25 protein-coding genes are annotated in these 26,352 nt (G+C 60.9%); 22 read left to right on the top strand and 3 right to left on the bottom strand.

Annotation, left to right across the window (positions count from 1 at the left end; translation table 11 throughout):
* Window positions 1–17: 17 nt before the first annotated feature.
* The 5 genes from SB822_RS06975 to SB822_RS06955 are packed head-to-tail and all read left to right on the top strand — an operon-like array spanning window position 18 to window position 4,709.
* Window positions 18–713, top strand: coding sequence for an SDR family NAD(P)-dependent oxidoreductase (locus SB822_RS06975; RefSeq protein WP_007581115.1), 696 nt, complete (start codon window positions 18–20; stop codon window positions 711–713).
* A gap of 51 nt (window positions 714–764) precedes the next feature.
* Window positions 765–1,976: a cytochrome P450 gene (locus SB822_RS06970; protein WP_007735730.1), complete on the top strand. Its 1,212-nt coding sequence runs from the start codon at window positions 765–767 to the stop codon at window positions 1,974–1,976.
* 43 nt (window positions 1,977–2,019) lie between these two features.
* A complete protein-coding gene (locus SB822_RS06965; protein ID WP_007735731.1) occupies window positions 2,020–2,271 on the top strand; it encodes a ferredoxin in 252 nt (83 codons plus the stop codon).
* The gene (locus SB822_RS06960; protein ID WP_410854383.1) at window positions 2,268–3,515 is read left to right on the top strand and encodes an NAD(P)/FAD-dependent oxidoreductase; all 1,248 of its coding nucleotides are present in this window, start codon (window positions 2,268–2,270) and stop codon (window positions 3,513–3,515) included. The genes SB822_RS06965 and SB822_RS06960 overlap by 4 nt, the downstream gene beginning before the upstream one ends.
* Before the next feature lie 24 nt (window positions 3,516–3,539).
* Window positions 3,540–4,709: a CaiB/BaiF CoA transferase family protein gene (locus SB822_RS06955; protein WP_410854382.1), complete on the top strand. Its 1,170-nt coding sequence runs from the start codon at window positions 3,540–3,542 to the stop codon at window positions 4,707–4,709.
* A gap of 10 nt (window positions 4,710–4,719) precedes the next feature.
* Here SB822_RS06955 and SB822_RS06950 read toward each other — a convergent pair whose 3' ends face one another.
* The 3 genes from SB822_RS06950 to SB822_RS06940 form a co-directional block, all read right to left on the bottom strand.
* A complete protein-coding gene (locus tag SB822_RS06950; RefSeq protein ID WP_007581110.1) occupies window positions 4,720–5,679 on the bottom strand; it encodes a LysR substrate-binding domain-containing protein in 960 nt (319 codons plus the stop codon).
* A 70-nt stretch (window positions 5,680–5,749) separates the two neighbouring features.
* Window positions 5,750–5,878 carry a hypothetical protein gene (locus tag SB822_RS06945; RefSeq protein ID WP_256211407.1) on the bottom strand — a complete coding sequence of 43 codons (129 nt, stop codon included), beginning with the start codon at window positions 5,876–5,878 and terminating at the stop codon, window positions 5,750–5,752.
* A gap of 85 nt (window positions 5,879–5,963) precedes the next feature.
* Window positions 5,964–6,761: an SDR family NAD(P)-dependent oxidoreductase gene (locus SB822_RS06940; protein WP_007581108.1), complete on the bottom strand. Its 798-nt coding sequence runs from the start codon at window positions 6,759–6,761 to the stop codon at window positions 5,964–5,966.
* A 149-nt stretch (window positions 6,762–6,910) separates the two neighbouring features.
* On the opposite strand from SB822_RS06940, the gene SB822_RS06935 reads away from it, so the two are divergent.
* The 17 genes from SB822_RS06935 to SB822_RS06855 all read left to right on the top strand — a co-directional run bounded on the left by SB822_RS06935 (window position 6,911) and on the right by SB822_RS06855 (window position 26,341).
* Window positions 6,911–7,846, top strand: coding sequence for an AraC family transcriptional regulator (locus SB822_RS06935; RefSeq protein ID WP_007735737.1), 936 nt, complete (start codon window positions 6,911–6,913; stop codon window positions 7,844–7,846).
* Window positions 7,847–8,025: 179 nt separating this feature from the next.
* Window positions 8,026–9,033 (top strand): ketopantoate reductase family protein, encoded by a 1,008-nt coding sequence (locus SB822_RS06930; RefSeq protein WP_007735739.1) that lies wholly within the window; start codon window positions 8,026–8,028, stop codon window positions 9,031–9,033.
* Window positions 9,030–10,178 carry a CaiB/BaiF CoA transferase family protein gene (locus SB822_RS06925; protein WP_410854381.1) on the top strand — a complete coding sequence of 383 codons (1,149 nt, stop codon included), beginning with the start codon at window positions 9,030–9,032 and terminating at the stop codon, window positions 10,176–10,178. Before SB822_RS06930 ends, SB822_RS06925 begins: the two co-directional genes overlap by 4 nt.
* Window positions 10,179–10,229: 51 nt before the next feature.
* A complete protein-coding gene (locus SB822_RS06920; RefSeq protein WP_035539629.1) occupies window positions 10,230–10,700 on the top strand; it encodes an acyl dehydratase in 471 nt (156 codons plus the stop codon).
* A gap of 138 nt (window positions 10,701–10,838) precedes the next feature.
* Window positions 10,839–12,056 carry a porin gene (locus tag SB822_RS06915; RefSeq protein ID WP_410854380.1) on the top strand — a complete coding sequence of 406 codons (1,218 nt, stop codon included), beginning with the start codon at window positions 10,839–10,841 and terminating at the stop codon, window positions 12,054–12,056.
* 36 nt (window positions 12,057–12,092) lie between these two features.
* Window positions 12,093–13,334, top strand: coding sequence for a cytochrome P450 (locus SB822_RS06910; RefSeq protein WP_410854379.1), 1,242 nt, complete (start codon window positions 12,093–12,095; stop codon window positions 13,332–13,334).
* A 208-nt stretch (window positions 13,335–13,542) separates the two neighbouring features.
* Entirely contained in the window at window positions 13,543–14,301 is a 759-nt protein-coding gene (locus SB822_RS06905) for a glucose 1-dehydrogenase (RefSeq protein ID WP_410854378.1), read from the top strand.
* Between the two features lie 36 nt (window positions 14,302–14,337).
* Window positions 14,338–15,579 carry a cytochrome P450 gene (locus SB822_RS06900; RefSeq protein WP_410854377.1) on the top strand — a complete coding sequence of 414 codons (1,242 nt, stop codon included), beginning with the start codon at window positions 14,338–14,340 and terminating at the stop codon, window positions 15,577–15,579.
* 21 nt (window positions 15,580–15,600) lie between these two features.
* A complete protein-coding gene (locus SB822_RS06895) occupies window positions 15,601–16,281 on the top strand; it encodes a hypothetical protein (protein ID WP_410854376.1) in 681 nt (226 codons plus the stop codon).
* A 479-nt stretch (window positions 16,282–16,760) separates the two neighbouring features.
* The gene (locus tag SB822_RS06890; protein WP_410854375.1) at window positions 16,761–17,480 is read left to right on the top strand and encodes a FadR/GntR family transcriptional regulator; all 720 of its coding nucleotides are present in this window, start codon (window positions 16,761–16,763) and stop codon (window positions 17,478–17,480) included.
* A gap of 91 nt (window positions 17,481–17,571) precedes the next feature.
* Window positions 17,572–18,339, top strand: coding sequence for an SDR family oxidoreductase (locus tag SB822_RS06885; protein ID WP_007581097.1), 768 nt, complete (start codon window positions 17,572–17,574; stop codon window positions 18,337–18,339).
* Between the two features lie 98 nt (window positions 18,340–18,437).
* Window positions 18,438–19,727 carry an MFS transporter gene (locus SB822_RS06880; RefSeq protein ID WP_007581096.1) on the top strand — a complete coding sequence of 430 codons (1,290 nt, stop codon included), beginning with the start codon at window positions 18,438–18,440 and terminating at the stop codon, window positions 19,725–19,727.
* Between the two features lie 44 nt (window positions 19,728–19,771).
* Window positions 19,772–21,019, top strand: coding sequence for an enolase C-terminal domain-like protein (locus tag SB822_RS06875; protein ID WP_007581095.1), 1,248 nt, complete (start codon window positions 19,772–19,774; stop codon window positions 21,017–21,019).
* 581 nt (window positions 21,020–21,600) lie between these two features.
* Window positions 21,601–22,362, top strand: a complete 762-nt coding sequence (locus SB822_RS06870; RefSeq protein WP_086915187.1) for an enoyl-CoA hydratase/isomerase family protein — start codon at window positions 21,601–21,603, stop codon at window positions 22,360–22,362.
* A 54-nt stretch (window positions 22,363–22,416) separates the two neighbouring features.
* The gene (locus SB822_RS06865) at window positions 22,417–23,478 is read left to right on the top strand and encodes an ABC transporter substrate-binding protein (RefSeq protein ID WP_007735754.1); all 1,062 of its coding nucleotides are present in this window, start codon (window positions 22,417–22,419) and stop codon (window positions 23,476–23,478) included.
* A gap of 10 nt (window positions 23,479–23,488) precedes the next feature.
* Window positions 23,489–24,550 (top strand): ABC transporter ATP-binding protein, encoded by a 1,062-nt coding sequence (locus SB822_RS06860; RefSeq protein ID WP_114221845.1) that lies wholly within the window; start codon window positions 23,489–23,491, stop codon window positions 24,548–24,550.
* A 9-nt stretch (window positions 24,551–24,559) separates the two neighbouring features.
* Entirely contained in the window at window positions 24,560–26,341 is a 1,782-nt protein-coding gene (locus SB822_RS06855; protein WP_410854374.1) for an ABC transporter permease subunit, read from the top strand.
* The last annotated feature ends 11 nt before the right edge of the window (window positions 26,342–26,352 follow it).

Here is a 26,352-nt window from a genome sequence, read left to right as displayed (position 1 = left end):
GTGAGAAGAGGCGACACATGACCACCAAAGTTGCAGTTGTCACAGGCGCTAACGGCCTGACGGGACAAGCTATTTGCAAGAACCTGAGTGAGCGCGGCTATAAGGTCGTCGGGCTCGACGTGGCCGAGTCGGGCAAGGGTGATTACGCCTACCGCAAGTGCGACGTAACGGACTATGAGCAGATCCAGACAGCCATCGAGGCAATCGACGCGGAACACGGCACGATTCGCGTGCTCGTCAACAACGCGGGCGTCTGGCACGGCAAGACGTTCTTCGACATCTCGCCGTCCGACTACGACTTCACCTACGGCGTCAACGCGCGTGCGCCGTTCTTTCTCAGTCAGGAAGTGGCGAAACGCCTCGTGAAGGCGGGCGGCGGCGGCGTGATCGTGAACCTCGCGTCTATCGTGGCCACGGCAGGCAGCGGCGTGACGGACTACGGCGGCTCGAAGGCGGCCGTCATCAATCTGACGAAGAGCCTCGCCAAGCCGCTCGGGCCGCACGGCATTCGCGTCGCAGCGGTCTCGCCGGGCACGATCAACACGGCGATGGGCGAAAAGGTGCCGAAGGAAATCCGCGACAGGCTCATCGCAAGCTCAGGCTTGCAACGCGCAGCGGAACCTGAAGAAATCGCCTCGGCGATTGGCTTTCTCGTCAGCGACGATGCGCGCTACGTGACGGGCGCGACGCTCGACGTCAACGGTGGTCTGTGATCGGCTTCCCGACATGATTTCAACTATTCAATCGATGTGACGGGAGGCACGATGTCTGGATGTCCTTTCAGCAAACCGGCATTCCCGATGCAGCGGCAATGTCCGTTTCTCCCGCCTGGGGAATACCGCGATTTCCAGCAGCAGCCCGGACCCGTCAAGGTGCAGATGTGGGATGGCAAGGATGCGTGGCTCTTCACGCGTTATGACGATGTGCGCGCCGTGCTGGGCGACAACCGCTTCAGCGGCGATCCGCACGTGAGCGGATTTCCGAGCCTTTCGGCTGCCCGCAATGCCGTGCTGGACCTGGAACCAGCGTTCATTCGCATGGATCCACCGCAGCATGGCCAATTTCGCCGCATGCTGACCAAAGAGTTCATGATCAAGCGCGTGAGCGACATGCGTCCGCGCATCGAGTCGATCTTCAGTCGCCTCGTCGATGAATTGCTCGAAAAGGGACCGCCCGCGAATCTGGTCGAAGACCTCTTCTTGCCGCTGACGTCGGAAGTCATCGCGGGCCTGCTCGACGTGCCCGCCTGCGATCACGGCTTCTTCCAGGAACAAAGCCGCCTCAAGGTGCTCCTCGATGTGGATCCGTCGATTCCAAAGGCGGCGTCGGATCGCATCCTGTCCTATCTCGACCGTCTGATTACCGAGCGCGAGAAGGACGCAGAGCATCGCACCGACCTGCTGAGCCGGCTGATTGTCGAACAGGTGCGCCCAGGGCATTTGACGCACCGCGAGCTGGTCATCATGGCCGAATTGCTGTTGATGGCCGGTCATGAAACGACGGCGAACCAGATGGCGCTCGGCGTGTTCAGCTTCCTGACCAATCCGGACCAGTTGCAGCTGTTGCGCGAGAACCCGACGTTGCTGCGCAGCGCGGTCGAGGAAATGCTGCGCTTTCACACGATCGTTCACTACAACGCGTTTCGCGTCGCAACGGAAGACGTCGAAGTGGCGGGTCAGATGATCAGAAAAGGCGAGGGCGTGATCGCGCTGATTTCCGGCGCGAATCATGACGCCACAGCGTTCGATCAGCCGGAACGGTTCGACATTACGCGCAAGGCCGATCATCACGTCGCATTCAGCTACGGCATTCACCAGTGCCTGGGCCAGCCGCTTGCGCGCGTCGAGTTGCAGGTCGTGTTCGCATCGCTGTTTGAACGCATGCCGGGTTTGCAGTTTGCCGTGCCGCTTGAAGACATCAAAGGCAAGGGTGACCATTTCGTGCAAGGTCTCGAAGCCTTGCCCGTCACCTGGTAGTTAAACGAGGCGCGCTCATCGTAGCGAATGAGGAGAGTAAGGCATGTCGAATGGAAACTTCAAATTACGGGTCGCCGTCGATCAGGACGTCTGCGTCGGCGCGGGATTGTGCGTGCTGTCGACGGCTGAAGTGTTCGATCAGCGCGACGAGGACGGCGTCGTGAAGTTGTTGCAGACGGAGCCAGACGAGGCGCTTTATGAAAAGGTGCTCGGCGCGGCACGTAAATGTCCGTCGAAAGCGATCAAGGTCGAGAAAGTGACGGACGAAGCAGCGGCACAGGAGAACGGGCAGTGAACGCGCGGCCCGATTCGATCGTGATCGTGGGTGCGGGACAGGCCGGGCTGCAGGTCGCGGCGTCCCTGCGCGACGAGGGATACGAAGGCACGATCCGGCTGATCGGCGAAGAGGCTGGCTTGCCGTATCAACGGCCGCCGCTGTCAAAGCGCTTTTTGACGGGCGATGTCGGTGCGGAAGAGCTCTGCCTCGAAGAGATGCACTGGTTCGACGATACGCGTATCGGGCGGCTCGCGGGTGAGCGCGTCGGGTCGATCGACCGTCGCCGGCGGCGCTTGTCGCTGACGTCGGGGCGTGCGATCTCATACGATCATCTGGTGCTCGCGACGGGCTCTCGCAACCGGTCACTGCCGTTTGTGACGCAACCGACCGATGGCATCGTGTCGCTGCGGTCGGTGAACGATGCGCAGTTGCTGAAAGCGCATCTCGAACAGGCGCGGCGCGTGGTGGTGATCGGCGCGGGCTTTCTCGGGCTGGAAGTCGCCAGCATCGCGGCCGCGCGTGGATGCGACGTGCGCGTGGTCGAGTCTGTGGATCGCGTGATGAAACGGGCGATCTCCGCCGAGATGTCGGCGGCGTATACCGCGCATCACGAAGCGGCGGGCACACGCTTTTACTTCAACGCGCACGTTGAGCGCATTCTGCGCGGCGAGAAGAGCGTCCTCGCGGTCAAGCTCTCGGACGGCACCAAACTCGATGCAGATCTCGTGCTCGTAGCCGCAGGCGTGGTGCCCAACAGTGAACTTGCTTCGGAATGCGGCCTGTCCGTGTTCAACGGAATCATCGTCGACGAGCGCTTGCGCACGTCGGACCCTTCGATATCCGCAATCGGCGATTGCGCGGCCTTCCCGTACGCGTTCGACGGCGGCGACCTGCTGCGTCTCGAATCCGTGCAGAACGCCGTCGATCAGGCGCGGCACGTAGCGCGATCCATTCTGGGGCAGACGGCACCCTACGACCAGACGCCGATCTTCTGGAGCGATCAGGGCGGCGCGCGCCTGCAAATAGCGGGCGTTGCGCGCAGGCTCGACAGCAGTGTCATGCGCGGCGACCCCGCGTCGGGTTCGTTCTCGGTGTTCCGCTTCCGCCATCATCGGCTGACGGGCGTCGAATCCTGCAACCGGCCTTCCGACCACATGGCTGCGCGGCGATTGCTGCAACGGCGCATCAGTCCGTCCCGCGAGCAGGCCGCCGATCCGTCATTCGATCTGAAGCTGTTGCTCACGCTCGAGGAAGCGGTCTGATATTCGTTGCAGGAAAAGATAGCCATGGCCGCATTGTCCATTCTCGAAGGGGTTCGCATTCTCGACATGACGTCGGTGATCTTCGGCCCCTATTGCTCCGCGACGCTTGCCGAAATGGGCGCGGACGTCATCAAGATCGAGCCGCTTGCAGGCGACGAGATCAGGCGAGTCGGGCGGCCCGCGAACACACGCGGCATGGGGCCGGCGCACATCACGCTCAATCGCGGCAAACGGTCTGTCGTTTGGGACCTGAAGACGCCGCGCGGAAAAGCGTCGCTGTTGCGTCTGCTGCGCCGTTGCGATGTCTTCATACACAACCTGCGCCGTGACGCGATCGAGCGGCTTGGCCTCGGCTACGAGGCCGCATGTTCTCTGAATCCTCGTCTCGTGTACGTCCATTGCACAGGCTTTGGCGAAGGCGGCCCCTATGCGGGCAAGCCGGCGTATGACGACATCATTCAGGCCGCTTCGGGCGCGGCGAGTCTTCTGCCGCGCACAGACGGTAATCCGAGTCCCCGCTTTCTCCCTATGGCGATGGCCGACAAGGTGGCCGGCCTGCACGCGACGTACGCCGTGCTCGGTGCGTTGTTGCATCGCGAGCGAACGGGGCAGGGACAAGCCGTCGAAGTGCCGATGTTCGAGAGCTTCACGCATTTCCTGCTGCAGGAACATATCTATGGGCGTGCGTTCGTTCCGCCTACTGATCCCGCCGGCTATCCGCGCCAGCTCGATCCGCTGCGCCAGCCGCTGAAGTGCCTCGATGGCTATATCTCTATCGCACCTTATACGGATGAACGATGGGTTCGATTCTTCGAAGTGACGGGCCACGCGGATTTTCTGAAGCGGGAGAATCTGTGTTCGGCACGGGAGCGATTTCGAGCGCTGGACCGGATGTCCGCGGAAATGGCACGCATTGTCGCGGACAAACCGCTGAGTTATTGGCTCATGCTTTTTGCGGAGTCGGATATTCCGGCCTCGGAAGTCAAGGATCTCGATGCGGTGTTCGCGGATCCACATTTGACATCGGTGGGTTTCTTCGAGCGCAGGACGCACCCATCGGAAGGCGACTACCTGCAAATGCGTCTACCGGTGCGCTTTCACGGCTCGCCTTCTGCCGAGGTGCGCGCAGCGCCTCACCTCGGCGAACATAGTGAAGAGATCGAAGACTGGTTACGCGAGGGGCCCGAGACGTAGCGGTGATGCCTCAGGCAGCCACTGCCTCAACGAGACGCGGCGCCGATGTGTCGATGAAGTACTGCGGATGCCGCGCGATCAGTTGCGCTGCGTTCGCACGCGCGGCCTCGCGCCATGCGCCAAGCAACGGCGGCACGCGGTCCTTGTGCCATGCGAGAGAAAGCGAGACACCCGGCGTCTCGACGGCAAGCGGACGATACGCGACACCGTGCGGCTGCATCAGTTGCATGATTGCGGGGACGACGGCCACGCCCACGCCCGCTGCGACGAGGCACGCGGACGTATGCATGTCGTACGCCTCTTTGGCAACGTTGGGCTTGAGGTTCGCGTCGTCGAAAATGTCGAGAATCTTGTCGCCGTAACCGCGCTCGGTAGCCGTGCCACGCGCGACGGCGATCAGCGGCCACGTGGCGAGATCGTGCAGATCGACGGGACCGGGCACGTCATACTGGCTGCCCGCGGGCACCGCAACGACGAGAAGCTCGCGATACAGCAGCTCGGTCACGATGTTGTGATCGAAGATGTGTCCTCGCACGAGGCCTACTTCGATCAGACCTTCCTTGAGCCCGGCAATCTGCTGTGAAATGGTCATTTCCTGCAGACTCACATCCGAGTTTGGCGCGAGCGTGTTGAAGAGCCGCAGCGTATTCGGCAGGAAACAGTAGATCGCGGTATAGATCGAACCAACGATCAGATGGGCGCGCGCCCCGCGTCCCGATGCTCGTACGGCGGCAATTGCCGCCGAGGCCGTATTGAGCACGCGCTGCGCATGTTCGACGAGAATTTCGCCTGCGGGCGTCAGCAATACCTTGCGCTTTTCGCGTGTGAAAAGCGGCGTGCCCAGTTCATCTTCCAGTGCGATGATTTGCGCGCTCAATGCTGGCTGGGCGATGTTCACGCGCTCCGAGGCGCGCGTGAAGTTCAGCTCGGCCGCGACGGCGAGGAAGTATTGAAGTTGGCGCATGTTCATGTCAGCGTTCCTTCTCTGATGTTCGCATACTGCTGGTTGTATCGATCCGGCAGATGCAGTTCGATGCTCGTCAGGTGATCCGTCCTGTACTGCACGGAGCGTACGATTCGGATTCACGGAGGTACTCGGCGACGAGTTCGGCGTCGATACCCTGGCGAATCGGGTCGGTCATATAGAGTGCGAGGCAGAGTGCGTTCATCCAGCGGCGCGTGAGCGATTTGCCGCGCGTCTTGGGGCGTCCTTTATGTCCGCTGGAGGTTCGCATCGCCTTGCCGCTCACGCACTCAGTGAACACCGCGCCACGCGAGCGTCCCGGCGTCGACGCTGAACGTGCTGCCCGTCGAGAACGACGCTTCGTCGGAAGCGAGAAAGCACACCAGCTTCGCCACTTCCTCGGGATGCCCCAGGCGCTTGAGGAGATGCGTGCCCCACAGACGCGAGCGGGCTTTCTCGCGATCAGGCGCATGCTCGACGCTGCGGCTGAGCATCGGTGTGTCGATTGCGCCCGGCGCGTATGCGTTGCAACGGATGCCTGCGTCGGCAAGATCGAGCGCTATCGCTTTCGTCAGCATGACCACACCACCCTTGCTGGCCGCATAGGCTGGCAAGCCGGGATAAGCGACAGTACTCGCCACCGATGCACCGTTCACGATAGCGGGGCTTCTTGTGGACCGCCGCAGCCACGGTGCGGCGAACTTGCTCGCCAGCCACATTGCCTTGAGATTGACGTTCATGACCGTGTCCCAGACTGCTTCGGGCAGGTCTTCGATCGTGGGCGCGCGACCCGTCAGGCCGTCGTCGGTCACCCCCGCGTTGTTGACCAGCACGTCGATCCCACCCGCGAGGCGCGCGGTCTCGTTGATCATGTGGCGGATCGCTTCCGTGTTCGAGAGGTCGGTGCGGATGAAGCGGCTTTTCGCGCCCGCCTGTTCGACCTCATAGGCAGCCGTCGCGCCGCGATCTTCCTGCACGTCAGCCAGCGTGACCCACGCCGCGCCCTGGCGCGCGGCTTCGAGCGCGATCGCGCGGCCCATGCCTTGTGCTGCGCCTGTGACGATGACGACTCTGTCCTTGAGTTTCATTGCTTTGTCTCCGTGTTGTTTTTCCCGCGGGGGGATCGCCGGCTTGATTTGCGCTGCGCGTGCGCGCCGGTCGGTGAGAAACACGTTAATGCACAGCGATGAGTTAATCTATAAGAGGCCGTCTCTTAAACTTTATCGATCGTCTCAACATGGACATCCTGACCGATATCATCCGACTAATGCGACCGCAGGCGATCAGTTGGAGAACGGTCGAGGCGCAAGGGCGCTGGGGGTTGAGCGTGCCGTGCCGCGACTTACCCGTGTACTTTCTCGTCGTCACGGGGCAATGCTGGTACGTGCCGCGTCATGGCCAGCCGCTGTATCTGCATCAGGGGGATTACCTGTTGATACGGGCAACGGCCCGCTACTGTCTCGTCAGTGACCTCGAAGCGACGAAGACGCTGCACGCGAAGGAAGAGCGCGTCGCCAGCGATGAATACGTGCGATGGGACGAAGGCCTCGGCGGCGATACGGTGCGCCTGGTTGGCGGGTACTTCGAGATTGGCCCTGAACACACGGCGCTCTTCTCGGGCATGTTGCCGGACTTTCTGCATATCCGTTCCTCAGACGAAGAGGCAGGCAGGCTTTCGCGGTTGATCGCACTAATCGGCGAAGAGTCCAGTTGCAACCTGTCGGGGCGGGACCTCGTGATGAGCCGCCTCGTCGAAATCATGCTGGTCGAGGTGTGGCGCCGGCCGCTGAACAAGATCGACGTGCGCGAGGCCGGCTGGTTCAGCGGCATGGCTGATCCGCACATCCACCTGGCGTTGCAGAAGATCCACGCGGACGTGGCGCGTCACTGGACCGTCGATCTGCTTGCGAAAGAGGTCAGCATGTCGCGCGCTGTATTTGCGCGGCGCTTTGCCGAGCGTGTCGGCGTTGCGCCTGCCACGTATTTGTCGAACTGGCGCATTGCGCTTGCCAAAGATGCGTTGCTCAACAGCGAACGCTCGATCACCGATATCGCGCTGTCCATCGGCTACTACTCGGACAGCGCGTTCAGCACCGCATTCAGCCGCACCGTCGGGGTTGCTCCCGCCGCGTTCCGCCGTGCCAGAAAAAGCGAGCAGGCTGTGCGCCAATAGCCTGCGGGCGTGCGGCAGATCACATCCTGATCTATACGCCGATCTGCTTGAATCATCGTTTTTTAGTATTTCCCCTCCTGCCCGGGTGGCCCGTATCTTTTGCTCATCGTATGCGTCTGACTTCACATCTGCGTGAAGTGGTGCAAGGCGCAGTTCATAAGTTTGCGAGAGAGCGAATTATGCTGAGGGTTTGCATTTTTGGAGGCGGAGCAATCGGCGGCTATCTCGCGGCTCATTTCGCGCGTGCTGGGCAATGCGAGTTGAGCGTCGTTGCGCGCGGCAAGACGCTGGACGCTATCCGGACACACGGTGTTCGCGTTAGGACGGCAAGCGATGAATTCTCGGTGTCGGTTCACGCAACGTCGGATACGCGCGAACTGGGTCCACAGGACTACGTGTTCATCACGCTCAAGGCGCATCAGGTCGACGATGCGCTCCCACAGATCGCACCGCTGATCGGTCCGAACACCACAATCCTCCCGCCGACAACGGGCATTCCTTACTACTTTTTCTACGCATTGCCGGGACGCTTTAACGGCACGCAACTGCCCGCGTTGGACCGCGACGGAAGTCAGTGGCGTGCCATCCCGCCCGCGCAAGTGCTGGGCTGTGTCTACTGGATCGGCGCGCATGCCAGCGCGCCAGGTGTAATCGTGCAGGACGGTGCGAAGGCGGGCTGCCCGATCGGTGAACTCGACGGCAGCGATTCCGAACGAGTACGCGTATTGAGCGAATTGCTGTGCGCGAGCGGAATCGCCGCGAAAGTGAATGAAGACATCCGTTCCGCAATCTGGGTCAAGTTCGTCAACAGCCTCTGCTTTAACCCGGTCGCACTCTTGACGCAAGCAACACTCGGCGAGATGGCAGAAGCCGGTGGCGTATTGCCTCTCATCAAATCAATGATGTCGGAAGCCGATACGGTCGCCGCGCAGCTCGGGCTGCGGATCGGACCCACGCCAGACAAGCGAATTGCGATGACGCTCAGCGCGCCGCATCACAAGATGTCCATGTTGCAAGACCTCGAAGCGGGCCGCGAGCTGGAACTCGAACCGTTGAGCCGTTCGATTGGCGCGGTGCGCGATCTAGCAGGCGTTGCCACGCCCACTCTCGACATGGTGCTCGCGATGGCGAACCTACGGGCCGTTAGCGCGACGAACGCAATTCAGACACAGGAGCAACACGCATGACAACCGCTTCCACAATGACCCCGTCGAACGCCAACGACGCGTTCGAACGACCGCTTGCCGGTGTAAAGGTGATAGAAGCATGCAGCTACATTTCGGGGCCGTTTTGCGCGCAGATGCTCTCCGACCTCGGCGCAGACGTCATCAAGGTTGAACCGCCGACGGGCGATCCATACCGCAACTTCGGGCATAGCTGGGACGGCGTCGGCACGGTCTGGACCAACTCGAATCGCGGCAAGCGCAGCGTCACGCTCGACCTCAAGTCCGCTGACGATCTGGCTAGATTCAAGGTGCTGTTGCGTGACGCCGACGTCTACGTCGAGAACTGGCGTCCCCATGTGTCGGCATCGCTGGGTTTGAGCTTCGAGGCGGTGAGCGCGCTGAATCCACGGATCGTCCAGCTTTCGATCACGGGATATGGACCCGATGGAGAACTTGCCACGGAGCCTGCATTTGACGCGTTGATTCAAGGCCGCACGGGCCTGCTCAGCTATGAAGCTGCGGGCGGCACGCCGCGCGCGACGAATACGTTTCTTGCTGACAAGGTCGCTGCGATCTTTGCCGCGCAGATGGCGCTCTCGGGACTGATCGCGCGGGATCGCGCAAAAAAGGCGATTCATCTCGAAACGTCGATGCTGGATATCCTGTCCTACTACAACTTCCCGGACATGTTCCATAACCGCACCTTCATCGGTGACGATTCTGACGTGACGCTGGCGCCGCAACCCGTGCTGAAGACGAGCGACGGGTACCTTGTCGTGTCTCCCGTTTCCGGCAAGCAGTTGAGTCGCACACTTGAAGCCGTCGGGCACCCCGAATGGAAAGAAGAGCTGAAAAAGCTCACTGACAAGCGCGAAATGACGCACGCGTTTTTCGAACGGATTGCGGCGCCGCTCAAAGGGAAGACGACGGCGGAATGGCTCGCGCGCTTTCGTGAACTCGACGTACCGGCGGGACCCGTGAATGAGCCCACTGCTCATCTGGAAGACGCACAGGTGCGTCATAACGAACTGTTCTCGCAGCTTGAAACACCGACAGGCGTCGTGCGGGCAATCCGCTACCCTGCGCGTTTCAACGGACATCTGCTGAAGCCGCGCCGAGCTGCCCCTGTGCTCGGCGAAGGCAACACCGAACTCTTCGAGTCATAACGCACTGACGCGCGATGGCGCGACCCGAACACGGAGATCCACGTGCCAATAATGTTAAGCGGAATCGAGGGCATCCGCGCCTGCGTTGGCTTCAATCTCGGTCACAGCGACTGGGTGGAGGTCGATCAAGCGATGCTTGCCAGTTTCGAATCGCTATCCGTCGACTGCTTGCGGATGCAGACGCCGGGATCGCGTGAGCGACAGGTGCCATGTGCCGTCCTGCTTGCCTTGGTGATTCCGATGCTGCAGGAGATCTACGTGATTGAAGACACGCTGGACTTCACGCTTTGTGGTGTCGAGCAGTTGCACTTTCTCCTGCCTGTGTCGGCGAACACGGGTCTGCGCCTCGGCGCGGCAGTGAAGGCAGTTCGACCCGTAGATGATCACTGGCAACTGACACTGGCTTGTGTGATGGAGTGCGATGCCTTGGCCAAACCGGTTTTGCGCGCCGATGTGCTGTACCAGTTCCGTACGCGCTCAAGGACGCCCATGCCGCAGCTTTCATTGTGCAGGAGCGAATGAAGTAGTTTTCGCACGTTGGGCGGCGCGACTCATGTGCCCGGATAAAACTGGGTGTCGCCTAAATTCTGGGTTCGCTCTAGTGCCGCATAAGTAGTAATACAAATCATATTATAAATCATACGAAACTAGGAGACGGAGATGAGGTATTGGAGACGGGCGTCAGTCGCTGCTGTTTTGTTGGTGTCGTTAAAGGCTTCAGCTCAGAGCAACGTGCTGATTTACGGCGTGATCGACTACGGCTTGAATTTCGTCAACGATGCGCAAACGGCCGCGTCAGGCGGACGGACGGGCAGCCATCAGTACGCAATGAGCAGCAGCATCATGCAGGGTAATCGACTGGGCTTCCGCGGCACCGAAGATCTCGGTGGCGGCTATCAGGCTATCTTCCTGCTGGAAAATGGCTTCGATATCGGCACAGGTGCGCTTGGGCAAGGAGGTAACCTGTTTGGGCGCCAGGCGTACGTCGGGCTTTCGTCTCCTTATGGCACGATCACCCTTGGCCGCCAGTATGATTCGGGGGTCGATTTCATCGGGCCGATTACGGGGGCGGTCGGCAACGGAACCTACGCCTTGCACGGTAACGACATCAACAATTTTGGCAATTCGTACCGGGTCAACAACGCTGTCAAGTTCACCAGCAACACGTATGGGGGATTCAAGTTTGGCGGGCTGTATAGCTTTGGAGGTGTAGCGGGTTCGTTCGGCACGAATAGCGTCTATTCCGCTGGCGCTTCGTATGCAAACGGCCCATTTACGGCGGCTGTTGCCTATTTGCGTGCCCGGGATCCGAATCGCTCGTTCTTCGGGAACAATCCGAACAGCTCGACCACGGCCAATAATCTTGGCTCGATCAACGGCGTTCAGACTAACCCTGTGTATGGCGCATTCGCTTCCGCGGCGTACTACCAGGTCATGGGTGCCGCTTTCCAGTACGCGATTCAGAACCTGGTGCTGGGCGCCGACTATTCGCACATCACCTTTGGTGATCTGAATTCGCCTTCGTCCGGCAATCTTGCGCTCACCAACCCGCGCGGCTATACGGGCACTGCAACATTCAACAGCTACAACGTTTTTGCCCGCTACGCGGTCTCGCCTTTCCTGTGGCTGAACGGTTCCTACGACTATCTCGTCGGCGGTGCAATCGACGGCAAGGACAGTGCCAAATATCACATGTTCAATGCATCGGTCGATTACTTCTTTTCCAAACGGACAGACGTGTACTTCATGGCGAACTACCAGATTGCTTCCGGTACGGATTCGACGGGTCAGCCGGCTGTGGCGTCCTATCTGACGATTACGCCGTCCAATACGGCACATCAGGTCGTATTGCGTATCGGCATGCGGCATCGCTTCTAGGAAAGACAGACCCGAAGGCCTTATTGCGAGGAAAAAATGAATATGTCTGAGACAACCCTCAAATGCCCGTTTGCCACGGAGAGCTTTCCCTGGCCACGAGATAGCGCCGCGCCGCTTATTCCTCCGCCTCAGTATGCGAGGCTTCGCGAAAAGGCACCCGTTGTTCAGGTCGAGCTGTGGGACGGAAGCCTTGCCTGGCTCGTCACCGACATGGAGCATTTCAGGGAAGTCATGACCAGTCCGCACTTCAGTGCGTCGCCGCTGACGCCCGGGTTCCCGTTTATTTCGCCGTCGCGCGCCGCGCAGTCGAAGTCGTACCAGACCTTTATCACCATGGACCCGCCCGAGCACGGCCAGTATCGGCGCACGCTGACGAAGGAATTCATGGCCAAACGCATGCAGGAACTCAGGCCGCTGGTTCAGAAGTCGCTCGATCGTCTCCTCGACGAAATGGAAAGCAAGGGTGCGCCCGCCGATTTCATATCGGGGGTCGCGCTGCCGCTTCCGTCTCTCGTCATCTCAATCATGCTCGGCGTGCCCTACGAGGACCACGACAAGCTCCAGAAGTGGAGCGGCGACCGGATGGACCTGTCGATTGCGCCAGAAGCGCTGACGCAGTCGGCGAAAAGCATGAGTCAGTACATCGACGCGCTGCTGCTCGAAAAAGAACGCAATCCGGGCGACGGCAGTGATCTGTTGAGCCGGATGGCGATCGAATGGATCAATCCGGGGAAGGTGTCGCACGCCGATGCTGTTCAGATGGCGACCTTGCTTTATCTGGCGGGGCACGAGACGACCGCAAATCAGATTGGCCTGGGTTTGTTGAGTTTGTTCCAGCATCCCGAACAACGCGATGCGCTGATGGCAGACGGCTCACTCGTCAAGGGTGCCGTCGAGGAGATGCTGCGATTTCACTCGATCACGCACATGAACTCGAATCGGGTCGCGACAGAAGACGTCATGATCGGCGGACAACTGATCCGCAAAGGCGAGGGCGTGCTTGCGCTCCTGCACGCTGCGAATCACGATCCCGCCGCATTCCCGGAACCGGAGCGCTTCGATATCCGTCGCGATACGAAAGACCAGTCGCACGTCGCGTTTTCGTTCGGCATCCACCAGTGTCTCGGACAGCCGCTTGCGCGTCTTGAACTCCAGGTGGTGTTCGAGACGATCTTTAAACGTTTCCCGAACCTCCGGTTGGCCGTACCTGCGGACACGCTCCACTACAAGGACAAATCATTCGTTTATGGGCTGAAGGCGTTGCCTGTCAGTTGGTAAGCGTCGGGAATCGCAAATGTGCGAGGTGATGATGAACAGGAAATCTTTCGTGACTGGTTTCTACGCAACCCTCGACGCGCTGGTTGCGCTGTTCGCGAACCTCGCAATGACGGCATAGCGGAACGTGTGCGGTGCCGCCGCAGGGTCGCAAGGATATGAACATGCGCAGGCATTGAGCCGTGCGTGTGAGACAGAGGAGATACAAAACATGGATCGACGACCAGGCTCGAAAGTGGCGCTGGTGACGGGTGGCGCGTCCGGCATCGGCCGTGCAACGGCCATCGCCTTCGCCCGTATCGGAACGGCAGTCGCAGTCGCGGACGCCGATACGGTGGGCGGCGAGGAGACGGCCAGATACATCGAGGCGCACTGTGATGCGAGAGCGGCGTTCATCAAGGTCGATGTAAGTGACGGGGAATCCGTCAAGGCCATGGTGCGATCCACTGTCGAGCGATTCGGTGCACTGGATATGGCATTCAACAACGCGGGCGTGCCGGATCGCGCCGCAAGCCTGCATGTGTCGACGCAAGAAAACTGGGACCGCGTGATGTCCGTCAATCTGGAGGGCGTATGGCACTGCATGAAGGCTCAACTCGATCACATGCTTGTCGCCGGGAAGGGCGCGATCGTCAATAACGCTTCACGCTCGGGCCTCGTGGGTGTTCCATCGGATGGTGTGTATGGAGCAGCAAAACACGGCGTCGTAGGACTGACGAAGGCGGCGGCCATTGAATTCGCAGCTAAGGGTATCCGCGTGAATGCCGTGTGTCCGGGACTCGTAGAAACGGCGCTCACGCATGCGAGATTCGGTGACGAGCTGCTCACACGCGCCAGGCTCGCCAATCCGCTCGGACGGATGGCGCAACCCGAAGAAATTGCAGCGGCCGTCGTGTGGCTGTGCTCCGATGCGGCTTCTTTCGTCGTCGGCGTGGCACTACCCGTCGATGGTGGTGCGACTGCGCGCTAACGCGATTCAATGGTTTCAGCAAGAAGGTGACTGCGAATGACTGACGATACTTCTCAACAGCGTTGTCCGCTCGAAAGCGACACATTTCCCTGGCCTCGTGCAGCGGAGTGTCCGCTGCATCCGCCGCCTCGCTATGCGAGCGTTCGCGAAAGCGAACCCATCAGGCGCGTAAAGACGTGGGACGGCAGTAGCGTATGGGTGGTCACGAGAATGAAGGACTTCAGGGAAGTGCTGACCAGTCCGCATTTCAGCGCTTCGCCGGAAACGCACGGTTATCCGTCCGTTTCGCCGGCGCGGGCAGCACAGTCCCGCTCTTATCAGACGTTCATTACGATGGATCCGCCGGAGCACGGTCAGTATCGGCGGACGCTCACGAAAGAATTCATGATGAAGCGCATCGACGAGTTGCGTCCATTCGTACAGAGCACACTCGATACATTGCTTGATCAGATGATCGCGAAGGGTGCGCCCGCGGATTTCATCCAGGATGTGGCATTGCCGCTCCCCTCGGTTGTCATCTCGATCATGCTCGGCGTACCTTATGAAGATCACGCGCGCCTGCAGATGCTGAGCAGCAACCGGATGAACCTCGACATCAGCCCGGAACTGCTGACGCAGTCAGCGCAGGAAATGGAACAGTACATCGACCGGCTTTTGCGCGAAAAGGAGCAGCATCCTGGCGAAGGCAACGATCTCTTGAGCCGTCTCGCTGTCGAATGGATCAACACAGGCAAGCTCTCGCATGCTGACGCCGTACAAATGGGTGCTTTGCTGTACCTCGCCGGACATGAGACCACGGCCAACCAGATTGGACTCGGGCTGCTGAGCCTGCTGCAGGATTCGCAGCAAACGGCCGCGCTAATTGCGGAACCGTCGCTTGTTCGCGGTGCGGTAGAGGAAATGTTGCGCTTTCACTCGATCACGCACATGAATTCTGCGCGGGTGGCGACCGCCGACGTGATGATCGGGGGGCAACTTATCCGCAAGGGCGAGGGTGTATTTGCGCCGGTGCAGGCGGCGAACCACGACCCGGAAGCGTTTCCCGAACCCGACCGGTTCGATATCCGTCGTGATACGAGAAGCGCGTCGCATGTGGCATTTTCTTTTGGTGTGCACCAATGTTTAGGTCAACCGCTAGCACGCCTGGAACTGCAGGTGGTGTTCGAAACGCTATTCAAGCGGCTTCCGTCGTTGCGTCTCGCAGTACCCTTCGACGAACTGGAATTCAAACGTAACGGCAATGTGTTTGGTCTCATTGCACTGCCCGTCGAGTGGTAGCTTTCTTATTGGATCGACAACATGAATCTGCCCGAACATGCCATTTTGTGCGCGACGCTCGACATAAGCGACGGCGATGACGCGAACTTCGTTGAGTGGCATACGCGTGAGCATCTGGTTGAGAGGCTCGCGATTTCCGGATTTCTGCGTGGACGACGCTTTGTTCAAGAGGCTGCGAGTCCGCGCTATCTGATTCTGTACGATGTCGAGAGTCTGGCCGTTCTCTCGCAGCCAGACTACGTTGAGCGACTCAACCATCCCACGCCATGGACCCGCGCAACCCTCGCGACGTTTCAGAATGGTAGACGTTCGGCGTATCGGCTCATAGCGCAGCAGGGCGGTGCGGAAGGCGCGTTCTTGATGGTAATCCGTGTCGCGCCGGATGAACCCGATCGGGTACAACGCGAGATCGAGCGCGCGGTTCGCGGCGAGTGGAGTGCGCGACCCGGCATTGCGAGTGTGGCTTTCGCCATACCTGACCGGCTTGCTTCCACGCTAGATACGGAAGAGAGTCGCCGGAGTGGCAATTGCTTCGCCGAGGAATGGGTTGTACTGGTTGAGGGGATATCGGAACAGAGTTTGCTCGATTTCGCGCGCAACGAACTGACCTCGGAGCTTTGCGAGCGATGGGCAATGGTGAAGGGAGATGGGCGGGAAATCTACCGGCTTCAGGTGCGCATTGGGCGGAGCGTGAGAGACTGAAGGAGGACCGATAGTTCAGTCTATCGGAAAAGACCAGAGACAGTAGGCCCCGTCGTTCCCCACATCATAACGGAGCGTCTTACTGCAACAGATCCGTTCGCCCGATATCCCTCGATCATCGCAGTATTTGTCGTTACGACGGATACATATTCGCTAGCAAGCCTGACGCGATAAAGCGCAATCGTGCTAACAACAATAATCAGGATTGAAACCGACATCGGGCGCGCCCGGAGGATCGCTGCTGCTCGCTTTCGACGAGCACGCGCGGCATACACATAGAAGCCCGCTCAGCGGCACCGCTCTTCTATATCGATCGGTCGTTTGACCCGTGGACCCGCGCCCCAACGAGCCGATAGTTAATCGCCGCGCGCAACAGAGCTGTCAATCCCATTGCTCAGATACAGGGAGATCCCTGGTTGAACTCGGTTCGTCGCTTGCCTAATATCTCTACATCATACGTATGATCTAGAGGCGAAAACATGGAAACGCTCCATCGGCAGGTCCTGAACCAGATGGGCGAACAGATCTGTTCAGGCAAGTTCGCGCCAGGCGACATTCTTCCGGCTGAGCCCGTGCTCGCCGAGCAGATGCAGGTCAGTCGCATCACGATTCGCGAGACGATGAAATCGCTGTCGGCGAAAGGCATGCTCCAGGTGCGCCGCCGTTACGGCACGATCGTGCTGCCGCGTTCGCAATGGCAACTGTTCGACCCGGACGTGATCACGTGGCGCGCGAGGGCGGGAACGGTTGACGCGGGCCTGATCCAGGATCTGATGGAGCTGCGCCTCATCATCGAACCGAATGCAGCCAAACTCGCAGCCCGACGCGCGACCGATGAAGACCGCGTCGCCGTGCGTCGCGCTTTCAAGGCGATGGAACGCGCTGTCGCCGGCCATGGCGAATACGTTCCTGCCGATCTCGCGTTTCACGGCGCAATCCTGACCGCCTGCCACAACCAGTTTGTCCAGCAGATGCAAAACGCGCTGTCGGCGATTCTGCGTACGAGTTTTGAGCTCAGCTCCGAAATCGCCGGCGGTCCGGCGCGTTCGCTGCCGATGCACGAGGCTCTTTGCGTGGCGATCGAAAAGGGCGAAGAAGCGGCCGCGGAGGCTGCCGTACTGACGCTGATCGAGCGTGCGGAGAAGGACTTCGAAGACCGCGACAAGCTCAGGCAAACCGCAAACGACACACCCGTCTGACGCTTCCTGCTTCCACTATCGTCGCGGCGGGAGGCCGGTCGCGAGGGGCGTTTTCGCGCCTGGTTTTTGAATTCCGCACAAGGAGCCACGCATGACACAGTTATTCGACTTGAGCGGGCGCACGGCGCTCGTCACCGGTTCCGCGCGCGGCATCGGCTTTGCGCTGGCCGAGGGGCTCGCAACCGCAGGCGCGAGCGTGATGTTGAACGGTACACGCGCCGATACGGTCGCCGACGCGGTCAGCCGGCTGGATGCGAAGGGCTTCCGCGCACAAGGCCGAGCCTTCGACGTGACCGATGAACAGGCCGTCGCCGATGCGTTCGCCCAATGGGACAAAGACGGCGTGAAGATCGACATCGTCATCAACAATGCCGGCATCCAGTTTCGCAAGCCGCTCGTCGACCTAGAACTGTCGGACTGGCAGCGCGTGATCGACACGAACCTGACCAGTGCCTTCATCGTATCGAAGCAGGCGGCGAAGCGGATGATCGCGCGCGGCACGGGCGGCAAGATCGTCAATATCGGTTCACTGACGAGCGAAGCGGCCCGTGCGACAGTCGGCGCGTACACCGCGGCGAAAGGCGGCATCAAGATGCTGACCCGCGCGATGAGCGCCGAATGGGCCGCGTCAAACATCCAGGCGAACGCGATCGGTCCCGGCTACATCCTGACCGATATGAACCAGGCGCTCGTCGATAACGCCGCCTTCGATGCATGGGTCAAGAACAGCAACCCGTCGCAACGCTGGGGCAAACCGGAGGAACTCGTCGGCACGGCCGTGTTTCTGTCGTCGCCCGCATCGAGCTATGTCAACGGCCAGATCATCTATGTCGATGGAGGCTGGCTGGCCGTGCTTTGAATGCAACTCATGCAGGGATCTACGACAACTAAAAGAACGGCACGATCCCGCTCATCACGCAGTGTGTGCCGTCTTTCGCGGTACCGATCGGAGACATCATGGAAAGCGTCAAACCCGTAGCAACTCAAAGGTGGTGGTATCTGATGCCCATCATCTTCATCACTTACAGCCTCGCCTATCTGGATCGCGCTAACTACGGTTTTGCAGCAGCTGCCGGCATTGACAAGGATCTCGGTATCACGCATGGGACGTCGTCGCTGATCGGGTCGCTGTTCTTTCTCGGCTACTGTCTGTTTCAGGTGCCCGGTGCAATCTACGCGCAGCGCAACAGCGTCAAGAAACTGATTTTTTTCAGCCTGATCCTGTGGGGGCTCTGCGCAGCAGCGACGGGCATGGTGAGCAACATTCCGATGCTGATGGTGCTGCGCTTTGTGCTCGGCATCGTGGAGGCTGCCGTGATGCCGTCGATGCTGATGTACATCAGCCGATGGTTCACGCGAACAGAACGGTCGCGCGCCAACACGTTCCTGATTCTCGGCAACCCGGTGACGGTGCTGTGGATGTCGGTGGTGTCCGGCTATCTGGTGCACAGCTTCGGCTGGCGCGAGATGTTCGTGATTGAAGGCGTACCTGCGCTGGCATGGGCCGTGGTGTGGTGGTTCACGGTCAAGGACAAACCGGCCGATGCGCCCTGGATGAGCGACGCAGAAAAGACCGAATTGCAGGCGCGCCTGAAAGCCGAGCAGGCCGATATCGCGCCGGTGCGCGACTACAAGACCGCGTTCCGCTCGTCGATCGTACTGAAATGCTGTGCAATTCACGCGCTGTGGAGCATCGGCGTGTATGGCTTCATCATGTGGCTGCCGTCGATTCTCAAGACGGCTTCGACAATCGATATCGTGTCGGTCGGCTGGCTTGCCGCCGTGCCGTATCTCGCTGCAATCGTCCTGATGCTGCTCGCATCATGGCTGTCCGACAAGACCCGCAACCGCAAGCTGTTCGTCTGGCCGCTGCTGCTGATCGGGACGATTGCATTCGTGGCTTCGTACATGATCGGCAGCTCGCACTTCTGGATGTCGTTTGCGTTGCTCGTCGTGGCAGGTGCAACGATGTATGCGCCGTACGGACCGTTCTTCGCCCTCGTTCCCGAACTCATCCCGAGCAACGTGCTGGGCGGCGCGATCGGACTCATCAACGCATGCGGCGCATTGGGAGCGTTTCTCGGCTCGTGGATCGTCGGCTATCTGAACGGCGCAACGGGTAGCCCGGCGGCCTCGTACATATTCATGGCGGGTGCGCTGCTCTGCTCCGTGATTGTGATGATCACCGTGCCTGCGCCCGCCGGTCAGCGCTCGAAGCAGGAAGGGCGGCTCGCAGTGAGCCGCTGATAAAGCGCCACGCCACGACACAACATTTGTAAGGCAGGAACAACATGGCAACGCTGATCACCGATGTAAAGGTCATCCTGACCGCGCCGGAAGGCATCAACCTGATCGTCGTCAAGGTGGAGACCAATCAGGCTGGACTGTATGGGCTCGGTTGCGCGACGTTTGCGTATAGGCATGTAGCCGTCAAATGTCTGATCGACGAGTATTTGCGGCCACTTCTGATCGGCAGGGACGCCGAGGCGATCGAGGAACTGTGGCAACTGATGCACCAGAACGCTTACTGGCGCAACGGCCCCATCGAGAACAATGCGATCTCGGGCATCGACATGGCCTTATGGGACATCAAGGGCAAGATGGCGGGCATGCCGCTCTATCAACTCTTCGGCGGCAAGTGCAGGGAAGGGGTGCCGATCTATCGCCATGCGGACGGGCGTGACCTCAACGAGTTGTGCGAGAACATCCAGAAGTACCGGGAGCAGGGCATCACGCACATTCGATGTCAGAGCGGCGGCTACGGCGGAGGCGGCTATGGCAAGGCGCCCTCGGGCGCGCCGGCGCGTGCGCCCGAGGGCGTGTATCTCGATAGCAGGAAGTACATGCGTGAGACCATCAAACTCTTCGACGGCATTCGCAGCAAGGTGGGCTTCGACGTCGAGCTGTGTCACGACGTGCATGAACGCCTCAAACCCGTCGAGGCGATCCGCTTCGCGTGCGAGCTCGAGCAATACGAGCTGTTCTTCCTTGAAGATGCGATTGCGCTGGAAGAGGGCGAATGGATACGGCAATTGCGAGAAAAGACGACGACACCTCTCGCTCAGGGCGAACTCTTCAACAACCCGTCTGAATGGCGTTTCATGATCACGGAGCGCCTGATCGACTTCATACGCGTTCACTTGAGCCAGATCGGCGGGATTACTGCCGGACGCAAGCTGCAGATATTCGCCGAACAGTTTGGCGTGAGGACGGCCTGGCACGGTCCGGGCGATATGTCGCCGATGGCTCACGCGGCGAACATCCATATCGATCTCGCTGCGCGCAATTTCGGGGTTCAGGAATGGTCGGGCACCGAGCCGCCCAACTTCGTCATCCAGGACTTGAAGGGGCCGCGGGCGGCATTGCTGGACGTCTTCCCTGGCTTGCCCGAGTTCCGCAACGGGCACGTGTACGCGAACGACAGACCCGGTCTGGGAGTCGATATCGACGAAGCTGAAGCGGCAAAGTATCCGTGTGAGAACACCGTGACGACGTGGACGCAAACCCGGTTGAAGGATGGTACTTTGCAGACTCCCTGATTGAGAGCAGCCGCCGGGCGAGGCGTGTTCGTCATCCGGACGGTCTGGCCATGCTTTACGTCGCAAGCTGGCTACCCTTGGTGGCTTCGGATAGGCTCCCGAACTCTCACGGCATTTGGGCACTCCGGGATTTCCTCCCTTCAGAGTTATTCAACGCCTGCACGCATATCCAGGCGCGCTTCAAGCGCCTGTGGAGATAAGCAGGCGTTGAACTGCAGTGGTGGGCAACGGCGCAGGACCGCTGGTTCGTCCGCGCCGACAACCGACACGTCGCGACGGAATCATCCTGGGACAAAGTGATGCGCCGCGCGACAGCGCGCGTGCAAAAGCGGGGCGCCTGAAGCGGCGTCCTCGCGCTTCCTTCTTCTCTTCCTCCTGGCGAATGCATCGGGCCATCCTCGGCCCGATGCATTCGCACGTTCGTTTCCCACTGATTTTTTCTCGACCGCCCGACGGATTCGCTTCACCCGCGTGCATTTTTTTCATCAAGTTTGCATCTTCTTCCGCGTAAACCCGCTTGTACCTTATTTTTGATGAATCTATATTGCATTTCACCATCAACTATTACGATGCGATAAATCATGAGTGACGACATTCTGTTTTCGAATCACGGCCGCGTCGCGGTCATCACACTGAATCGTCCGGAGCGCATGAACGCGTGGACCACGCCGATGCGCGAATCGATTATTGCGGCGCTCAAGCGCTTCAATGCTGACGACGAGGTCGCCGCGATCATCATGACGGGCGCGGGAAATCGCGCGTTCTCGGCGGGGCAGGATCTGGCGGAGGCGCACGACTTCGACGGCGAACGCGCGGTGGCGTGGGTCAAGGAATGGCAGCGCTATTACGCGACGCTGCGCGGCCTGAGCAAGCCGCTCGTGATGGCGCTCAACGGTACGGCCGCGGGTTCGGCGTTTCAGGTCGCGCTGCTCGGCGATATCCGCGTGGGTCATCCGGGCGTGCGCATGGGCCAGCCGGAAATCAATGCGGGCATCGCCAGCACGACCGGACCGTGGATCATGAATTCGATGCTCGGCATGTCGCGCACCATCGAGCTCACGCTCACCGGCCGCCTAATGGATGCCGATGAGTGCTATCGCATCGGGCTGATTCATCACATCGTCGAGCAGGACAAGGTCTTCGAGAAGGCGCTGGAAATCGCCACTGAACTCGCCGCCAAGCCGCCGGTCGCCATGCGTCTGGACAAGCAGCGTTTTCGCGAGATGACCGAGCCGGGGTTCGTGGACTGTATCGCGGCGGGTGAGCGCATCCAGCGCGAGGCGTACGACTCCGGCGAGCCCGCTCGCATGATGGAAGAGTTCTTCAAAAAGCGCGCCAAATAAATCGGGCTGAAGTCGAGCCGCTTCTTCTCAACCCCAGTGCGGGAGACCTGAATCATGACGCAAGACTTCAACCCGACGCGCCGCCGCATTCTGCATGGCGCGGGCGCGCTCGCCGTGGCTGGCGCAATGCCGCTTGTTGCGCGCGCTCAATCGAAGCAGATCGTCGTATCGGACCCGGGCGGTCCGTACACGACCGCGTATCGCGAAGCCTTCTATGATCCGTTCGAGAAAGCGACGGGCATCAAGGTCGTCAGCGTCGCGCGCGAATCGCAGCCGGTCGCGCAGTTCGCGGCGATGGTGCAAACCAGGAACTATGTGTGGGACGTAACCACGCTGACGCTGTCGGCGGACATTCCGTATCTCGAATCGAAAGGCCTGCTGGAGCCGATCGGCCTGAAGGCGAGCGACTTTCCGGACATCATGCCCGAGGCGATCACGCCAAACTGGCTCGGCGTCGACGTGTATTCGACCGTGCTCGCGTATCGCGCGGACAAGTTCAAGGACAACGGCCCGAAGTCGTGGGCGGACTTCTGGGACGTGAAGAAATTTCCCGGCCGCCGCTGCCTGCGCCGCAGTCCGCTCGACACGCTCGAACAGGCATTGCTTGCAGACGGCGTGCCGCTCGACAAGCTCTATCCGCTCGACGTGGACCGCGCGTTCAAGAGCCTCGACAAGATTAAGCCGCACATCAACATCTGGTGGACGTCCGGTGCGCAGGCGATGCAGGCGATCCAAAGCGGCGACGTCGACATGATCTCGACCTGGAACGGCCGCGCGCAGGCCGCGAAGGACAGCGGCGCACCGGTGACGATCGTGTGGAATCAGGGGCTCTATTCGATCGAAGGCTGGGGCATTCCGAAGGGCACGCCGCGTGCCGATGCCGCGAAACAGTTCGTGCGCTTCTGCGTCGACGCGAAACGTCAGGCCACGCTCACGCGAACGCTGGCGTACGGTCCGACCAACAAGAAGTCCTTCGAGACCATCAGCAAGGAGCGCGCAACGCTGCTGCCGACGTCGCCGGAGAACATCAAGGACATGAAGCTGCCCAGCCCGCAATGGTGGGAGGAGAACCGCCAGAAGGTCACCGAGCGGTTCAATTCGTGGATCATTTCCTGAGGAGCGGACAATGAGCTCGAAACTCGAGGCGATCGGCATCGCGAAGCGTTATGGCGATTCGGTCGCGCTGGAACCGACGGATCTCGCCGTGCAGGCGGGCGAATTCCTGACGCTGCTCGGTCCCTCGGGTTCGGGCAAGACGACCTTGTTGCAGATGATCTCAGGCCTCGTCGCGCCGAGCGCGGGGCGCATCGAGATCGACGGGCGCGACGTCACGCATGTCGAACCGGGCAAGCGCGGCATCGGCATGGTGTTTCAGAGCTACGCGCTGTTCCCGCACATGAGCGTGTGGGACAACGTCGCGTACGGCCTGCGCATGCGCCGCAAGTCGCGCGAGGAAGTGCGCGCCGCAGTGGACGACGCGCTCGCGATGGTGCGCATGACCGAGTACGCGAAGCGCTTTCCCAAGGAGTTGTCGGGCGGGCAGCAGCAGCGCATCGCGCTCGCGCGCTGCTTCGCGTACCGGCCTTCGGTGATTCTGCTCGACGAGCCGCTCGGCGCGCTCGACAAGAAGCTGCGCGAACACATGCAGGCCGAGATTCGACGCCTGCACAAGGAACTCGGCGCGACCTTCGTCTACGTGACGCACGATCAGGACGAAGCGCTCACGCTCTCCGACCGCATCTGCCTCATGAATCAGGCGCGCATCGAGCAGGTGGGCACGCCCGCGGACCTCTACGATCGTCCGGCCACGCGCTTTGCAGCGGGTTTCATCGGTCATTCGAACCTGCTGGAAGGCGAACTCGACGCAACGCGCGGCGCCAGCGGCGAGCCGATCCTGCTCGCGGCGGGAGGCCGCATTCCCCTGCCGAACGGCGCATCGGACGCGCCCGCGAAGCGTCACACGCTGCTCCTGCGCCCCGAAGCGCCGCGTCTCGTCGAACCGCACAGCGGCTTCGTCGACGGCACGATCTCGGATGTCGTGTTCTTCGGCAGCGACACGCGCGTGCAACTCGCGATGAGCGACGGCAGCGAGTTGACCGTACGCTGCGAGCGCAGCGTGACGCCACGCGTCGGCGACCGGGTCGGTCTCATGTGGGATCCGCATCGCACGACGCTGTTACACGCCTGAGGAATCGCCATGACCATCGCTCTTCAGGCGCACCGCGAGAACCAAGCCTCGCGGCGCGGCCGGCCCGTCGTGCTCGCGCGCTGCATGCGCTTCCTGCCGATCGTGCCCACGCTCCTGTTCCTGCTGGTGTTCTTCATCGTGCCGGTCGGCGAGATCCTGCAAGGCGGTCTCGTCAGCGCGGACGGCCAGATCGGCTTCGCGCAGTTCGAGCGCATCGCGCGCACGCCGGTTTATGCGAAGGTGCTGTGGACCACCTTCGCCATATCGTTCCTGACGGCGGCGCTGTCCATCCTGCTCGGCTATCCGGTCGCGTACATGCTGAGCCGGCTGTCGGAACGCGTGCGTGAACGCTGGCTCCTGTGGATCATGCTGCCGTTCTGGACCAGCTATCTCGTCAAGACCTACGCCTGGATGCTGCTGCTCTCGAAGACCGGCGTGCTCTCGACCATTGCGCTTTCGCTCGGCCTCGTGCGCGAGACGAGCGGCACGATCCCCTCACTGACGGGCGTGCTGATCGGCATGGTGCATTCGATGCTGCCGCTCGCCGTCATGACGATGCTGCCCGTGATGCGCGGCATCGACGACCGTCTCGCGCAGGCAGCGGAAACGCTCGGCGCGGAACGCAGCACGAGTTTCTTCACGGTGTTCCTGCCGCTCTCGTCGCCGGGCGTGGCGGCGGCGGGGCTGCTGGTGTTCATCTCGAGCCTCGGCTTCTTCATCGTGCCGGCGCTGCTCGGCTCGCCGAAGGAAACGATGATCGCGCAGCTCGTGATTTCGTCCGTACTCGAACTCTTCGACATGCGCTTTGCGGGCGCGCTCTCGACGGTGCTCCTGATTTGCTCGATCGTCATCTTTTTCATCTATGACCGCATGGTCGGCCTGACATCGCTGACGGGCGAAGTGACGGAGCGTTCGCGCGGCTCGCGTGCGCAGGGTTTCAAGCTCGCCCTCCTGATGACGGCGGGCCGCCTGTTCGCGCCGTTCATGATGCCCCGCAAAGCGCACGCGGATACGGCCGCGCGCGCCGCGAGCCCGCTCGGACTCTATACGTGCGTCATCATGGTCGTGCTCGTGGTGCCGGTGCTCTCGGTGATTCCGTACGCGTTCACGACGAGCGATTACATCGCGTTTCCGCCCAAGTTCTTCAGCACGCGATGGTTCGGCACCTTCATGGATTCGCCGGTGTGGCGCAGCGCGATCATCCGTTCGTTCGAAGTCGGTCTGGGCACGGCGCTGCTGTCGCTGCTGCTCGGCTTCGGCGCGACGCTTGCGATGACGCGCATGCCGCGCCGCGCGAGCAAGCCGGTGTTCGCGCTGCTGGTCGCGCCGCTGATCGTGCCGCGTATCGTCGTCGCGGTGGGACTGCTGTATCTGTTCGGCCGCCTCGGGCTCACGGGCACCAATCTCGGCCTCGTGGTCGGTCATACGGTGCTCGCGATTCCTTATGTGGTCGTCACGCTCGCCGCGGGCTTCCAGCGCTTCGACTGGCGGCTGGACGACGCAGCCCGCGTGATGGGCGCGTCGCCGCTGCGGCGCATTACATCGATCGTGCTGCCGCTGCTCATGGCGAGCGTGACGGCGGCATTCCTGTTCGCGTTCCTGGTTTCTTTCGACGATCTCACCATCGCGATCTTCGTGAGCGGCGGCATCAACTCGACGCTGCCGAAGCAGATGTGGGACGACATCCAGCTTGCGATCACGCCGACGCTCGCGGCGGTGTCGACCACGCTCATCGTTCTCATTGCACTCGTCGTGGCGGTTTCTTCCTGGCTTAAGCGCCGCGCGCGCTGAATCCTGGGTTT

It is taken from the genome of Paraburkholderia sp. SIMBA_054 (assembly GCF_046534875.1).
GTDB classification, from domain to species: Bacteria; Pseudomonadota; Gammaproteobacteria; order Burkholderiales; family Burkholderiaceae; genus Paraburkholderia; species Paraburkholderia hospita.
Note: the sequence above shows the minus strand (reverse complement) of the source record. Positions and strands in the feature narration are given on the sequence as shown.

Excerpts from the sequence above, each read along its gene's own strand:
- SB822_RS06975 (WP_007581115.1), top strand. The coding sequence starts at position 18 with ATGACCACCAAAGTTGCAGTTGTCACAGGCGCTAACGGCCTGACGGGA.
- SB822_RS06930 (WP_007735739.1), top strand. The coding sequence starts at position 8,026 with ATGCTGAGGGTTTGCATTTTTGGAGGCGGAGCAATCGGCGGCTATCTC.
- SB822_RS06885 (WP_007581097.1), top strand. The coding sequence starts at position 17,572 with ATGACACAGTTATTCGACTTGAGCGGGCGCACGGCGCTCGTCACCGGT.
- SB822_RS06940 (WP_007581108.1), bottom strand. The coding sequence starts at position 6,761 with ATGAAACTCAAGGACAGAGTCGTCATCGTCACAGGCGCAGCACAAGGC.
- SB822_RS06920 (WP_035539629.1), top strand. The coding sequence starts at position 10,230 with ATGTTAAGCGGAATCGAGGGCATCCGCGCCTGCGTTGGCTTCAATCTC.
- SB822_RS06895 (WP_410854376.1), top strand. The coding sequence starts at position 15,601 with ATGAATCTGCCCGAACATGCCATTTTGTGCGCGACGCTCGACATAAGC.
- SB822_RS06855 (WP_410854374.1), top strand. The coding sequence starts at position 24,560 with ATGACCATCGCTCTTCAGGCGCACCGCGAGAACCAAGCCTCGCGGCGC.
- SB822_RS06945 (WP_256211407.1), bottom strand. The coding sequence starts at position 5,878 with ATGAACGCACTCTGCCTCGCACTCTATATGACCGACCCGATTCGCCAG.
- SB822_RS06910 (WP_410854379.1), top strand. The coding sequence starts at position 12,093 with ATGAATATGTCTGAGACAACCCTCAAATGCCCGTTTGCCACGGAGAGC.
- SB822_RS06860 (WP_114221845.1), top strand. The coding sequence starts at position 23,489 with ATGAGCTCGAAACTCGAGGCGATCGGCATCGCGAAGCGTTATGGCGAT.
- SB822_RS06875 (WP_007581095.1), top strand. The coding sequence starts at position 19,772 with ATGGCAACGCTGATCACCGATGTAAAGGTCATCCTGACCGCGCCGGAA.
- SB822_RS06870 (WP_086915187.1), top strand. The coding sequence starts at position 21,601 with ATGAGTGACGACATTCTGTTTTCGAATCACGGCCGCGTCGCGGTCATC.
- SB822_RS06890 (WP_410854375.1), top strand. The coding sequence starts at position 16,761 with ATGGAAACGCTCCATCGGCAGGTCCTGAACCAGATGGGCGAACAGATC.
- SB822_RS06865 (WP_007735754.1), top strand. The coding sequence starts at position 22,417 with ATGACGCAAGACTTCAACCCGACGCGCCGCCGCATTCTGCATGGCGCG.
- SB822_RS06900 (WP_410854377.1), top strand. The coding sequence starts at position 14,338 with ATGACTGACGATACTTCTCAACAGCGTTGTCCGCTCGAAAGCGACACA.
- SB822_RS06950 (WP_007581110.1), bottom strand. The coding sequence starts at position 5,679 with ATGAACATGCGCCAACTTCAATACTTCCTCGCCGTCGCGGCCGAGCTG.
- SB822_RS06925 (WP_410854381.1), top strand. The coding sequence starts at position 9,030 with ATGACAACCGCTTCCACAATGACCCCGTCGAACGCCAACGACGCGTTC.
- SB822_RS06970 (WP_007735730.1), top strand. The coding sequence starts at position 765 with ATGTCTGGATGTCCTTTCAGCAAACCGGCATTCCCGATGCAGCGGCAA.
- SB822_RS06965 (WP_007735731.1), top strand. The coding sequence starts at position 2,020 with ATGTCGAATGGAAACTTCAAATTACGGGTCGCCGTCGATCAGGACGTC.
- SB822_RS06955 (WP_410854382.1), top strand. The coding sequence starts at position 3,540 with ATGGCCGCATTGTCCATTCTCGAAGGGGTTCGCATTCTCGACATGACG.
- SB822_RS06880 (WP_007581096.1), top strand. The coding sequence starts at position 18,438 with ATGGAAAGCGTCAAACCCGTAGCAACTCAAAGGTGGTGGTATCTGATG.
- SB822_RS06935 (WP_007735737.1), top strand. The coding sequence starts at position 6,911 with ATGGACATCCTGACCGATATCATCCGACTAATGCGACCGCAGGCGATC.
- SB822_RS06905 (WP_410854378.1), top strand. The coding sequence starts at position 13,543 with ATGGATCGACGACCAGGCTCGAAAGTGGCGCTGGTGACGGGTGGCGCG.
- SB822_RS06915 (WP_410854380.1), top strand. The coding sequence starts at position 10,839 with ATGAGGTATTGGAGACGGGCGTCAGTCGCTGCTGTTTTGTTGGTGTCG.